The sequence below is a fragment of the Nitrososphaera sp. genome (genome assembly GCF_037447015.1).
Taxonomy (GTDB): domain Archaea; phylum Thermoproteota; class Nitrososphaeria; order Nitrososphaerales; family Nitrososphaeraceae; genus Nitrososphaera.
Map to the genome: position 1 here is coordinate 1 of NZ_JBBIHK010000017.1, position 12,797 is coordinate 12,797.

15 protein-coding genes are annotated in these 12,797 nt (G+C 56.8%); 8 read left to right on the forward strand and 7 right to left on the reverse strand.

Translation table 11 applies throughout. From position 1 onward, the window contains the following. The 4 genes from WKI84_RS07560 to WKI84_RS07575 form a co-directional block, all read right to left on the reverse strand. Positions 1–515, reverse strand: a 515-nt coding sequence (locus WKI84_RS07560) for a hypothetical protein (RefSeq protein ID WP_337862929.1), incomplete at its 3' end; no start/stop codon positions are given. Positions 516–596: 81 nt separating this feature from the next. Continuing rightward, on the reverse strand, positions 597–878 hold the full coding sequence (locus WKI84_RS07565) for a hypothetical protein (RefSeq protein ID WP_337862930.1): 282 nt from the start codon (positions 876–878) through the stop codon (positions 597–599). Beyond that, complete coding sequence (locus WKI84_RS07570; protein WP_337862931.1) at positions 863–1,153, reverse strand: hypothetical protein; 291 nt, start codon at positions 1,151–1,153, stop codon at positions 863–865. Before WKI84_RS07570 ends, WKI84_RS07565 begins: the two co-directional genes overlap by 16 nt. A gap of 38 nt (positions 1,154–1,191) precedes the next feature. Further along, entirely contained in the window at positions 1,192–2,121 is a 930-nt protein-coding gene (locus WKI84_RS07575; RefSeq protein WP_337862932.1) for a class I SAM-dependent methyltransferase, read from the reverse strand. A gap of 141 nt (positions 2,122–2,262) precedes the next feature. Here WKI84_RS07575 and WKI84_RS07580 point away from each other — a divergent pair, with 141 nt between their 5' ends. Next, on the forward strand, positions 2,263–3,699 hold the full coding sequence (locus WKI84_RS07580; protein ID WP_337862933.1) for a hypothetical protein: 1,437 nt from the start codon (positions 2,263–2,265) through the stop codon (positions 3,697–3,699). A 157-nt stretch (positions 3,700–3,856) separates the two neighbouring features. Next, the gene (locus WKI84_RS07585) at positions 3,857–4,723 is read left to right on the forward strand and encodes an adenylate/guanylate cyclase domain-containing protein (RefSeq protein WP_337862934.1); all 867 of its coding nucleotides are present in this window, start codon (positions 3,857–3,859) and stop codon (positions 4,721–4,723) included. Here WKI84_RS07585 and WKI84_RS07590 read toward each other — a convergent pair. Continuing rightward, a complete protein-coding gene (locus tag WKI84_RS07590; RefSeq protein ID WP_337862935.1) occupies positions 4,718–6,331 on the reverse strand; it encodes a phospholipase D-like domain-containing protein in 1,614 nt (537 codons plus the stop codon). The genes WKI84_RS07585 and WKI84_RS07590 overlap by 6 nt on opposite strands. A gap of 138 nt (positions 6,332–6,469) precedes the next feature. On the opposite strand from WKI84_RS07590, the gene WKI84_RS07595 reads away from it, so the two are divergent. From WKI84_RS07595 to WKI84_RS07620, 6 genes are all read left to right on the forward strand, one after another. Beyond that, on the forward strand, positions 6,470–6,901 hold the full coding sequence (locus WKI84_RS07595) for a PPOX class F420-dependent oxidoreductase (protein WP_337862936.1): 432 nt from the start codon (positions 6,470–6,472) through the stop codon (positions 6,899–6,901). A 590-nt stretch (positions 6,902–7,491) separates the two neighbouring features. Further along, positions 7,492–8,040 (forward strand): hypothetical protein, encoded by a 549-nt coding sequence (locus WKI84_RS07600; RefSeq protein ID WP_337862937.1) that lies wholly within the window; start codon positions 7,492–7,494, stop codon positions 8,038–8,040. Positions 8,041–8,065: 25 nt separating this feature from the next. Continuing rightward, positions 8,066–9,175 carry a hypothetical protein gene (locus tag WKI84_RS07605; RefSeq protein ID WP_337862938.1) on the forward strand — a complete coding sequence of 370 codons (1,110 nt, stop codon included), beginning with the start codon at positions 8,066–8,068 and terminating at the stop codon, positions 9,173–9,175. A gap of 122 nt (positions 9,176–9,297) precedes the next feature. Further along, on the forward strand, positions 9,298–9,978 hold the full coding sequence (locus WKI84_RS07610) for a macro domain-containing protein (RefSeq protein WP_337862939.1): 681 nt from the start codon (positions 9,298–9,300) through the stop codon (positions 9,976–9,978). A gap of 22 nt (positions 9,979–10,000) precedes the next feature. After that, complete coding sequence (locus tag WKI84_RS07615; protein ID WP_337862940.1) at positions 10,001–10,675, forward strand: hypothetical protein; 675 nt, start codon at positions 10,001–10,003, stop codon at positions 10,673–10,675. A gap of 253 nt (positions 10,676–10,928) precedes the next feature. After that, positions 10,929–11,831 (forward strand): site-specific DNA-methyltransferase, encoded by a 903-nt coding sequence (locus WKI84_RS07620; RefSeq protein WP_337862941.1) that lies wholly within the window; start codon positions 10,929–10,931, stop codon positions 11,829–11,831. Here WKI84_RS07620 and cbiT read toward each other — a convergent pair. Together cbiT and WKI84_RS07630 are read right to left on the reverse strand one after the other, a co-directional pair. Then, positions 11,818–12,411: a precorrin-6Y C5,15-methyltransferase (decarboxylating) subunit CbiT gene (cbiT, locus tag WKI84_RS07625; RefSeq protein ID WP_337862942.1), complete on the reverse strand. Its 594-nt coding sequence runs from the start codon at positions 12,409–12,411 to the stop codon at positions 11,818–11,820. The genes WKI84_RS07620 and cbiT overlap by 14 nt on opposite strands. A gap of 28 nt (positions 12,412–12,439) precedes the next feature. Further along, positions 12,440–12,742, reverse strand: coding sequence for a hypothetical protein (locus WKI84_RS07630; protein WP_337862943.1), 303 nt, complete (start codon positions 12,740–12,742; stop codon positions 12,440–12,442). Positions 12,743–12,797: the final 55 nt, after the last annotated feature.

Sequence of the window (12,797 nt, forward strand, 5' to 3'; positions counted from 1 at the left end):
GCGGCGCTCTGCTTCTTTGCCAGCTTGATAGATTCCTGAAGGTGCATCTTTTCTTCTTTCAGTATCGACCTGACGCCGGTGGCAAACCTCTTGTCCTTCACTTGGGCCGCCATCTTGCTCAACAGCTCATAGTGCACGACCTCGCCGCCCTCGGCTATCCCCAGGAATTCGAGCGCCTCAAGTGTGTCCGGGTTTTCGCCCAGGTACGCCTTCATCATCTCGGTCGCCTTCTTCTCAGCCTCGCTTGCGCTCTGCTCTATGCTCTGCGAGTCGAGCTGCTCGCCCGACTTTTCGACGAGCTGGCGCAGCTTTTGCTCGTGGTTGCCGGCCTCCTCCCTTATCTCGTCCACCTTTTTCTTCAGCGACGGGGGGTCGTCGAGCAGTCCCCGGGACTCGAGCTCCTGTATGGCTTTCTGGGCGGCGCGCTCTAGCCCCATGCATTCGCCTATCTTTTTCTCCAGCTGTTGTTTTTGCTGCAGCTGTTGCTGTTGTTGCTGCTGTTCCTTTTCTTCCATGCATACGTGACCTTTGTAAAATATTAATGGATTATCGGCTGGTGTGCCATAACAATTCTCTTTCTTTCCTTCTTCTTTCATTCATATCTCTGTCCCGCTCCCCACCTTGACGATAAAGCCGCAGCTCATCTCCGGCCGGAACTCGCCTTCCACTATCAGGCAGCGGCGCGAATACAGGTAGTACTTGCAGTCCCTGCACTGGAACCCGGCCGCGCCCTCCTCGATGACGTGCCCCCTGTCGTACGGCAGCTTGGCGCCGGCCTTTTTCACGTACTCCCATACGATGTCGCCGGGGAGCATGCCGGCGCCCTGCGGCGAAAAGAACCTGGATATGCCCCGCTCGTTGTCTATCTCGCCTTCCACGACGTGGCATCTGCGCTCGTCGCCGAGGTTGAACTTGCACTTGACGCACGAGCCCGCTGCCGCCTTTCCCTCTCCCCCCCCCCTCCTTTTTCTTCTGGAAACAGCAGCCGGTATCCTGCCTCGGCCTTGGGCACCTGGACCCCGGTCTCGATAACGCGGTACAGCGCCGCGTCCGGCGGCAGCATGTCGTCCCTGTCCTGGCTGCCCGTGGACTTGGCTTTTGCAGACTCTTTGGCGCCGCCGTCATCGCTACTGCTGCCGCTGCCGCCGCTCACGCAACAAAACCGACACGAAAATTATAATGGATTTCTCTCTATCCAGCTTCTTCTTCTTCTTTCTTCTTTTTCTTTTGCGCCTTTATGACGGCATAGCCGATGACCTTCTCCTCCGACGCCTGCTTCATCTTGCGCATCGACCGGTAAAGGACGCTTTCCAGGAACGGCGGGTACCCCTGCAAAATCTTTTTCCGCAGAGCAGGGCGGTTGAGGGAGTAATAGTCGGCCAGCGGCTCGTAGACCTGGCTCCCTATCTCGATGGAATGCACGATGTCAAGGCCGCTGCCCCTGATGGCAGACTTGACGCGCCCCAGCGAGTAGTGCTCCGACGACCAGGTGAACGACAGTATGCCCAGCTTTAGAAACGTGGACCGCCGGCTGCTGGCCGGGGTGTCGGCAGAGTCAGCAGTAGCAACAGTGACCACAGGTATGGCCATCACGAGCAGGCCGCCCGGCTTTAGCACCCGGCTGCATTCCCTTGCAAACCCCTCAATCGGCTTAAAGTGCTGGGCGGACTCGAGTGCGATCACCCTGTCCATGGACGAGTCGCGGAACGGGAGCAGGGTCGAAGTCGCGTTCACCAGCAGCAGCGGCGGCGACGGTGGTGGTGGCGACGATTGTGCGCCAGCGGCGGGCCTGCTTGCGGCAAGCTGGCGGTAGTTTATGTTGACGCAGGTGGCGTTGACGCCGTACGCCGACTTCCAGTGCCTCGCCGGCGCCCCAAGCCCGCTCCCGACATCGAGCAGCGCCATTGCAGAGCCGAGCTCGGCCTCCGAGCCCACAAGAGAGCAGAGCGCCTCTTGCGCGGCCACCGGCTCGCAGGCGTCCTTCCAGTAGCCGAAATTCAGCATGTCGCCCCCTGTGGCAAGCTGCATGACAGGCGAGAGCGAATTGTAAAGGTTGACGACATCCCTCCCCGCCCGCCGGAAGGTCCACAGGAAGACGTGGAGAGGGTTCAGCAAGACCAACGGCAGCAGGTTAGAGGCCGGCCTGCCTATATGAAGTAAAACGATATAACGATGGCAGCTGCGTCTGCGATAACACGCGCGGGATGCATCCTAGAAAATCTAATGTAATAATATTATATAATGCGCGACCGGACTGCAACTGTGCGGGAGTCGGCGTCTGGCCCGGGTGCTACTGCTCTTCTGCTTGTCCGCGTCGTGGCGCTTGCTCTTGCGGCTTCCATGATCTTGTCTGCAGTGCTGCCAAATTCCCACGCTGCCTACGCTCAAAACATCCCGGTCAAGATCACGGTCAGCAAAGGCGGCTCGACGGCAGGCAGCCCGTACTACACGATCAAAGTCAAGGTCACAAACCCCAAGGACAGCGGCTACTCTATCCAGTCTGTGAGCCTTTCGCTTGCGGGGCAGGAGATAAGCAAGCACAAGGCCCCCAAGGGGTGGATGGCAACAGCGGCAGCGACGACGGCGGCGGAGAAAAGCCAGAAGGACGAAGTCTCGTTTTCGGCAAAGGCGCCCCTGCGCAGCGGCGCGGCAGCCACGTTTGAGATCGGCTCACCTTCCCCGATCTATGCGTTCAAGTGGAGCGTCCTTGGCAAGGGTAACAAAGATAATAACAGCAGCAGTAGTTACTTTGATTCAGGGACCAAGAGCACCAACATCAGCTGGCCTTCCAAAGACATACAGAGGAACTTCAAGTGGATCTTTGAAGGTGAAGAGTGGACTTGGAACCCTACGTTTTCAAAATCCCTCTACGACTATTACAGGAACAGGCAGAGGCCGCCGACTGAAGACTATTCCGTGTACGTCACGGACCCCTACGACGACAAGCTGATCTCGGGCCTTGTGGACAAGATAAAGGAGGTGGCGGCAGAGAGAAAGTGGGACGACTGGCAGACGATCAACTTTATGATAAGCTTTGTACAGAGCCTGCCCTACACGTCGGACAACGTAACGACCCCCTTTGACGAGTACCCCCGGTACCCCATCGAGACCCTGGTGGACAACGGGGGCGACTGCGAAGACACCTCTATCCTCACAGCAGAGCTTATCACCAAGCTCGGGTACCGCGCGATCCTGATAAACCCGCCGGGGCACATGGCGGTGGGGGTGTCCTGCAGCGATTGCGAGGGCACCTACTACCAGTACGGCGACAGGAACTATTTCTACCTGGAAACGACCGGCGAGGGATGGGAGATAGGCAGGGTCCCCGACGAATACCGGCAGGCAGAAGCAAATATGTTTCCGCTCGTCGCCAGGCCCCTGATAACTTTTGAATGGAGGTCAGAGCTTAAAGACTATGACGACTATTACGCCACGTACAGGATCCTTGTCACCATCAAGAACGGGGGCTCGGCGGCTGCAGAAAACCTGCGGGCGTGGACGGCGTTTGACGCAGCAGAGGAGGAAGGCAGGGTGTGGGAGCAGATAACGACAGACCCCGTCGACCTGGAAGCTGACGGGACCTACCAGTGGGAGATAACCCTGTCGCCGCCAAGGGGCAAATACACGAGGTTGCATGTCCAGGTATACGGCGACAACTTTAACCCCGTAGAGAGCAGGTCTGACTGGTTCAGGACGTAGAGCCTGCGCTGGGGCCCGGGGCTGCTGTTGTTGCTGCTGTTGCTGTCCCCGTGCGCGCACACACAACAACAACTGCCAAGAATAATTTAGCTTGTTGTCAGCTTGGCGTTCCCTCCGGCATTATTATCAGAAACCACCAGAGAGCGGATCGCTAGCCATGACCCTGAACCCCGAGTCTGTCGAGCGCCGCCAGGTGCCGAGGTACGTGCAAAAGACGGTCTCCGGGAAAAAGGGCTTTTACGACAGCATGACCAACCAGTTCATCCCGGCAGAGCTGTTTGCGCTTGCCGAAAAGAAAGCGGTGGACGCCGGCAGCATGATAGTGGAAAAGCAGTCCCGCGTCTTTCGCTCGCTCAGGTACGGCATGACGTTTGAAGCGGCGACGGGCCCGGCAGACTCGTTCCTGCGCGCCCACCTCTACCACAAGGTGCCGATGGTGATGCTCTACGCAGACATTGTCGGCTCGACCAACATGAGCCTCACGGTGCCGGTGGACACGCTTTCTGCGATTATCCAGGTGTTTTTCCAGGAAACGTCGATAGCGATAACCGAGCACGGCGGCTACGTGCTCAAATACGCCGGCGACTCGGTGCTCGCCTTTTTCCCGCTCATAGGCTCCGAGGCGTCCAGGGCCGAGGACCGGGCGGTCGCGGCAGAAGCGGTTGCCTGCGGCAAGGAGATAGTGACGGCCATCCAGCAGGTGATAAACCCGATACTCAACGAGTACTATTACCCCGAGCTTGCGGTGAGGGTGGGGGTGGACGCCGGCCAGTGCGCAGTCGTCCTGTACGGCAGCGACAAAAAGGCGTCGTACGTCGACATACTGGGCCCCTGCATCAGTTTAGCGGCCAAGATGAAGTCGCTTGCAAGGCCGGACAGCGTCATAGCCGGCCAGGCCGTGCACGACCTGCTTGCGCCAGAACAAGAGTCGTTGCTGTTGTCGCCGCTGAAGGTAGACATCGAGAGGTGGAACTATGTCGACGACTCGACCGGCTCTGTCTACAGGCTGTACCAGGTGCTATAGGAAGGCGAACTTGCTGCCGCCAGGCGCGCCGTCGTACGGCGCCGGCAGGCCCTCTTCTTCAAAATCGTAGAGGTACACGCTCCCGACAAGCGGCCTGTTCCGGGCCACCCTTGCGCCGTTTGCCCTTGCCAGGCGCGCCCAGCCCTCAAAGCCTTCTGCAAAGTCCAGCAGCCTGGACTTGGGAATGCCGGTGTGCTCGTGCCACAGCCTCACCCGCAGGTCGAGGGCCAGCTGCTCAGAGGTCATGCCGAGGTTGAATTCGGACGAGTCGCGCAGGCCATTCTTGTCCAGGTTGGCCGAGCCCACGGTCAGGAGCGAGTCGTCTACTATCATCACCTTGGAATGCACGTATATCTGCCGGCGCATCGTCGGGACCGTCTTGTGCTGCGAGACAAGCGCGTACGTCCCGACCCTGCCGGGGCCGCCGGCCTTGCGCAGCCGGGCAAGGTTCCTGTTCACGTCGTTCACGCTCATCTTGGCTATCATGCTCCCCACAAAGCCGGGCAGGTTTGGCTCCATCGGGCCCACGATTACCACCCGCAGCTCCGGCTTTTCCTTGAGGCGCCGCACCAGAAGGTCTGTCATCGTCTTTGACTGGAAGGGGAACTGGTTCTCTATGTAGATGCCCCTCTCGGCCCGCCGGAACATCTCGGCGTACCACGCCCTGATGCCGCCGCTCCGGTCCATCTCCTTCCAGGTGCGCAGCGCGACGGCAGGGACGCTGCCGGGTTCCTCCTGCACAGGAGGCGGCGGGGCCGCCGCCCTTGCCCTGCGCCTGTCGCGGTGCTCTGCAAACAACCACCGCTGGCGGAAATGGAGGAGCATGTCCCACACCACCGGCCCCCTCACCATCGCGTTCACGTCGTGCCAGGGCTCGGCGCCGGCGTCGCGCAGCGGGCTCTCATAGTCGTGCGTGCTCACGTCCCACTTGCCCCGGGACAGGTCGAGCCCGCCGCAAAAGCCGACCCTGCCGTCCACCACGATCAGTTTTTCGTGGTGCGCCGACGTGAGGGTGGGCGCGGTGCTGTCCACCCTCACCTCCAGCCTGTCCTGGATCCCCAGGCTCTTTGCAACCGCGTTTATCACCTCCACCTCGTCTGCCCTGCCGTCGATGCCCCGCTCGTCTGCCCCGGGCAGGATGCGCAGGGCAAGCCGGGGCTGCCACACCATCACCTTGACCTCCACTCCCCTGCGCGCCTTTTCTACTAGAAGCTCCTGCAGGGTGTATCTGCGCGACTCGTCGCTTATCGTGTCCCTTGCCAGTGGGCGCCGGCAAGGCGACCGGGTGATGCTGTGGTGATGGTGATGGTGGGGATGGCTGTGCTGGCGACGGCGCTCGGGCGAGACATAGTCCCTTGCAAAGCGCAGGTGCGGGTCAAGGTCATAGTTTGCGACAAGTATCGACTGCTCGGCGCGCAGCATGTGGTAATAGACCTGCTCAAAAGTGTCCCGGCCGTCGACTGTGATGGCGACGCAGTTGCCGTCCGTGTGCTCGCCAAAGCGCCTGCGGCGGGTGGCAGCAGCGGTGACAGTGGCTGCCGCAGCAGCAGTAGCAGTAGTAGTAATATGAGGAGGCTGGACAGGAGCGGCACGGGGGGCAGGCGGCACGCAGTTAGATCAGCCGCATGCAATAAAAGAGTGCAATGTCTTGGTTCCGGAACCTTGTTCTGAAAGAAAGAAAAGACGGTCGCGATGGGCAAATTATTAATCCCTGTGCGCGCCCAATAACAGCTGCGTGCACTAGACATGTCATCGGGCTCCCCTCCGCTGGCCCAGTTTTTCGGCCACGAATGCATCAACCTGGAAACCTACAGGAAGAGCGGCGAGCCCGTAAGGACGCCCGTGTGGTTCACGATAGACGACGGCGGTGGTGATGGCGACGGCGGCAGCGGGAAAAGGATATTCGTCGTGACAAAGAGCGAGACGGGCAAGGTCAAGCGCCTGCGCAACAACCAGAACGCCAGGATAATGCCCTGCGGGATGAGGGGGGAGCCAAAGGGCGAGTGGGTCGCTGCAAAGGTGAGGCGGGCGACCCCGGAAGAGCAGGAGCGCGCCCTTGCGCAGAGGAAAAAAAAGTACGGTATAAAGGCAAGGATTGCAGGGCTGTTTTCGTCCGGCAGGGGCGAGCTGGTGGCTTTTGTAGTCGAGCCGGCCGGGGACGGCGGCGGCAATTATTAACAAACCCGCCGGGGTAAACTATGCGGTACGTGCTTGCAGGCCGCTGCCGGCGCTTCCAATGTTTAGGAATTTGATGACTAGCTTGCGCACAATCGACGATAGACGGCCACATTTTCCGCATCGCTACTTACAGAATATTCATAATTTTGAACATATTTAGGCATTAACTGTTATCTGGCAAATTATTCGTGCATTTAATTCAAGAACACAATGTTTTAATATTAAAAACTGTATAATAGGCGTGATGAAGATACCGCCAACCGATGCTTGACGTTGGCGCTTGGCGGGAAACGAACGAAAAAAAGCAAAGCTGCGTCAAAAGGTGTAACGCCGCGACTTTAACGGCATGGGCTGTAAGGGGTCGTGACGCAGAATCGCCAAGCGCCATATACCTTCTTTTACTCAAATGCGATTCGGGCCGGAATTTTCACATCTTCCAACTCTGACTTCTAGATAGAGCAAGGTAGGGCGAAGGCGGCCAACAAGAGATTTAAGCGGTTCATGCCTCCTAAAGGAGCATCACCAGCACCAAGCCGATCATAATCCTGGCGGTAACTGCCGCTGCCGCGTATTTCCTGATCGCCGGCTACATGGCGCCCGAGCTGTACCTCGGGACGCTTGCGGCGCCGGCGCCCGAGCCGCAGGTCACGAGCGTGTCGCTTTCAAGCAGGGAGGTGGCGCTTGGCGAGCCGTTTTCGATCCGCGTCACTGCGACAAACAGGGGCGAGCAGGCAGACCTGCAGCTGGTGTCGGTCGCGTTCCCCAATGCGACGAGCACGCGCGTCGCAAACGTGACAGGCTACACGTTCAAGCAGTCGCCCGTCTTCATAGAGCCTGGCGGCGACAAAAATATTGGCGCCGGCTACATCGGGCCGCAAAAGCAGGTAAAGCCGCAGTACCCGGCGATAGAGGGCCAGAGCAGGCCGTGGGGCCCCGGCGAGTCTGCAAGCATGGAATTGCAGGTGACGCCAGAGCGCGAGGGGAGGTTTGTAGTCTTTGTCAAGGCAGTCGGCCTGCCCCACAGCGGGGACCGGTCGCACTGGCCGCAGGAGGGCCCGCTCGACCAGCAGGAGGAATACGTTTCGGTCTACGAGGTGAGGGTAATCACGGCTGCTGCCGCAAACGCCACAAAGGCTTAAAAAAGTGCGGGGCGCAGACTAAAACGTGAATTATTTCCAGCGCGGCGCCCCGGCAGCGTGGATGGCCGAGCCTGGCAGCAGGGTGCTCATAGCAGGGTACGTGCTGGTCAGCACAGGCATACTCCTTGCGATATCGGGCGCCACGTGGGATGTAACGTACCACCTGCTCAACAGGCCGGAGACGTTCTTTTCGCCTCCCCACGCCGTCCTGTATTCAGGCGTCACGACCGCGCTCGCCGGCGCAGTGGCGCTGGCCTACCACCACTACCACTACTACCACCATTACATCAGCGCCGGGAAAAATAAAAGAATAATTGGAGAGGGCTTTGCCTGGCCGGCCGGGCTGGCAATAGCCGGCGTCGCAATGCTGATAGCAGCAGGCCCGGGCGACTTTATCTGGCATTCGGCTTTTGGCCTTGACGGGCTTTTGAGCCCGCCCCACTCTGTCCTGCTCTCCGGCATGGTAATAAGCAGCGTCGGGGCCGCAGCCGGCCTGGTCAGGACCTATGGCGGCAGGATCCCGCTTGCACTCGCAGCATTTGCCATGCTGCCTGTCTGGATTTCTGCCTCGGCAGGCGTGCACATGGCGTCCCTGCCGTTCTCTGACACCGACTTTTTCAATTTCAACCCCGAGCCCCGCGCAGGCGCGCTGGCGGCGACGCTTGGCTTTCCGTTCGTGACGGGCGCGGTGCTGCTTGCCACGTGGGGCATCGCAGGGCGCAGGTTTGGCGCCATCTCTGTCCTTGCCGCGTCGTTTGTGGCGGTAGGTACGCTTGCCTCGATAATCCCCAACGAGGCTCTGGTGCCCACGGCCCCGCTCTACGCAGGCGTCCTCGTGCCGCTCGTCGCGGCAGACGCCATAATGTCGAAATGGATGTCCCGCAGGGCCATAGTATTTGCAGGGGCCATAATCGGCCTGTCGTTTTTCATGCTCTACTACCCGCTGATAACGCACACGTACAACGAGGTCGTCGAGAACAAGTCTGTGTGGCCGAGCCTGACGGGCATCATCTATTTCGAGCTGGCCGGCACGGTGTTCCCGCTCGTGGCGGCGCCGGGCGCGGCCATGGGCATCGCAGGCGCCATTGCCGGCCAGAGGCTGGCGGCAAGGGCCGAGCTTGGGCTTTTGAAATGAAGGCTCGGTCGCATTGGCGTCGAGTGACTCCTTCCCATAGGGCTGTAACAAGTCGTCGATTGAAATCCTTCCTGAAAATTCTTAAATAACCTCTTATCGAAGTACATATGAAGGCTTACTAATTGCCTATCACACCTAAAAGTGGCAGCATATTCGACACCGACTGTGAGCATATTGTAAATACAATCAATTTACACGGTGCAATGGGAAAGGGATTGGCATTAGAGTTTAGACTCCGCGTTCCAGAAATGTATGATGAATACCGAGAAAAATGCTTCAACAAAGAATTGCAGATAGGAAAATACTGGATATATGATCGGCCAAATAGGATGGGCAAGAAGATTTTGAATTTTCCAACGAAAAACCATTATTCTCATCCCTCAAAACTAGAGTACATTATACAAGGCTTAGAATATTTTAGACGTAATTATGATGCAGACAAAATTAATTCGATAGCTTTTCCCTTGTTGGGCGCGCGTAACGGAAAGCTAGACTACCGAGATGTCTATGAAGTCATGAGAGAAATGCTTGCAGATCTGCCAATTAACGTGGAGGTATATCTTAATCACTCCAAATGTGACCGATTTACTTCGAATGTAAAAAGTCTAATCGCAGATGCCCCCGAGGGTATGCTAATGGATGTACTCAACTATGATAAAGAGCTGGTTACAGATCTTCAACGTTATATAAAGAATATCCAGAGCCTTACAGAACTCTTGGACTTCCCAGAGTTTACAATTGAGAAAGTTCAAATGATATATGATATGGGCTTTGAATATTTTCCCAACAAAATTATAATATAGAACTTTTTACTAGTAAAATGACTTGGAAGATAAGAAATTCCCCATTTTTCACTACACTTCGCTAGACAACCTGCCCGGCATTCTCAAGAGAGGACTTTTGCCTAGGGGATCATTAACTACTTTTATAGATATTGCAATAGATTCTTGTGAAGATAAAAGAGACCAAGAAGGATTACTAGGACATGTGCCATGCTACGTAGGTTTTCATTGCTGGTTCCCCGGTGACGAACTTCGCACCTTTTTTTGGAATAATGACTATCAATGGAGATTCCAAAACCATGCTTTCTTTGGTAGCCTAAACAACGTTATCCGTCGAAAATGTTCAGCCAGAGAATATGAAAAGGTGATAATTCTGATGCTAAAAGATAGTGTAATTCAACATCTTGCAAAAATGAAGAAGATACGCCTGTTCAACGATATTGCCATAAGACCATCTCGGAAAGAAATTCATTACAAAAATGAAACAGACTTTGCAAGAGGGTTAGTAAGTAATATTCATGAAAAACAAAATGGCCAACTAGAAACGAACTGCGAACTTGACATACTATATGATAGAAATTTTCCTCTCAAAGTTCCTGATACATTTGAGTGCATTATAGTTGATAATGACAAAATTAGAAGGAAGGTCAAAGAGATGCTAAAAGATACAGAATTGGAAGTGATTGTCGTCCCACTACCTCGCGGAAACTTTGTCTGAACGGTTTGAGCTAGTTATCAGACAACACACTTGGCGTTCTGTATTATCGTCAACTACCTATCTGACCCTCGGCCTTTATCCCTGCTTGTTCGGTAAGTGTCTCCCTTCCAAAGCCTTATGCTCGGAGTAATTGTGGAATATCTGATACCCTATCAGAATTGGAGTATCCATCTTTTTCGGCCCTTAACTGACACCAATTCGACAGCACCGAAATGAAATAAAGATAAATGCTCTCTCCGGCCATGGCACTGCTGTGGTAGAGGCGGTGACGGCAGACGATGGCGGCGGCAGTAGGATGTCGACGCTAAAGCCCTACAGGGTGGTGCGCTATTATGGCGGCAGCAACAACAGGCCGGCAGCTGCAGCGTCGTTCTACGACTGCGACTGCATCGCAGGGCTTGCGCACTTTGAAAAAAAGATAGACGTTGTGGTTACGTCGCCCCCCTACAACATCGGCGTCGGCTACAACTCGTACAGGGACAGCCTGCCCCGGGAGGAATACCTGGCCTGGATGGGGCGGGTCGGGTCGGCAGTCAGGGGCGCGCTGGCAGACGGCGGCTCTTTCTTTCTCAACGTCGGCAACAGGCCGAAGGACCAGTGGGTGGCATGGGACGTGGCGCAGGCGCTAAGGAAGCATTTTGTGCTCCAGAACGTGATAACGTGGGTCAAGTCGATAGCCATAGCAAAGGCAGACGCCGGCGACTACCCCGCCGTCGCAGGCGACATGGCAGTCGGCCACTTCAAGCCGGTGGCAAGCGACCGGTTCCTCAACGACTGCCACGAATACATATTTCATTTCACAAAGTCAGGTGACGTCAGGCTGGACAAGCTTGCAATAGGCGTGCCCTACCAGGACAAGTCCAACATCGGCCGGTGGAAGCGCGCAAAACAGGATAGACGCGACAGGGGGAACACGTGGTTCATACCGTACGAGACCATCCAGAGCAGGAAGGACAGGCCGCACCCTGCCACGTTCCCGTCCAGGCTGCCGGAGATGTGCATCAGGCTGCACGGCCTTGGAAACACAAAACTGGTGGCAGACCCGTTCTGCGGCATCGGCTCTACTGCTGTGGCGGCAAAAAAGCTGGGCGTGCACTTTGCAGGCTTTGAGATAGACAGGGGCTACATCGATACGGCGGTAGCTAGGCTTTCGTAGCCGAGATGATCATCACGGGGTTGCGGGCAAGCATCATCGTGCCCGTGGTCACCCTGCGCGCTTTGGCTATAGTCACCTGCGTCACGTCTATTTCTTTCAGGTTGTCGCCCATCTCGTTTATGGCGGCAAGGGCCTGGTACGTGGTCTCGATGAGGATGGTGTCGACGACGATCCTCCCCCCTTTTCTCAGCCTGCCTGCCGCAAGCTGCATTACCTGCCTTGCGTCGCCCCACGTGCCTCCCACCAGCACGGCGTCCACCTGCGGCAGGGCGGGCAGCACGTCCTGCGCCTTGCCCTGCACGACCTGCGCCTGGACGCCAAATTTCTGGAGGTTCTTTTTGGTCAGCTCGACTGCGCTGCTGTCAAGGTCTATTGCATATACATTGCCTGTCCCCTTCACCTGCAAGCACATCTCTACCGTGATGCTGCCGCTGCCGCAGCCCACGTCTATTGCGGAAAAGCCCTCCTTCAGCCGGAGCTTGCTTATCGCAAGCGCCCTGACGTCTTCCTTTGTGATTGGGACGTCTTCGCTTCTTTCAAAGAGCTCGTCGGGGATGCCCGGGGTGGAATAGTCCCACACAGCTCTTTAATACAGAGACGGCTGGTATTTATTTTAAAACAGTGCCCTGGTGGAGGGCCGTGTACACGATCACCATGAAGACGATGTTCATAAAGATGAAAGGCACGATGCCGTCATAGCCGGCCTTTTTCTGCACTTCCCGTGGGAGGCCCCTTGCCATCTTTTTTGCGACTGCCACCGAGATCCCAAACAGCACGGCCGCTATGGCAAACGCGATGCCGACAGAGGTGCCCTGGTCGAACTCGGGCGCTATGACCAGGCCGGCGATTATCCCGCCTATCACGCCGAGGGCGATCCTCATGTAGTATATCTTGTCAGGGCTTGCTGCCACGTCGCCGTCCCGCTCTTCTTGTTTTGCAGCTGGTAAAATGCCTTGCGGCGGCTGC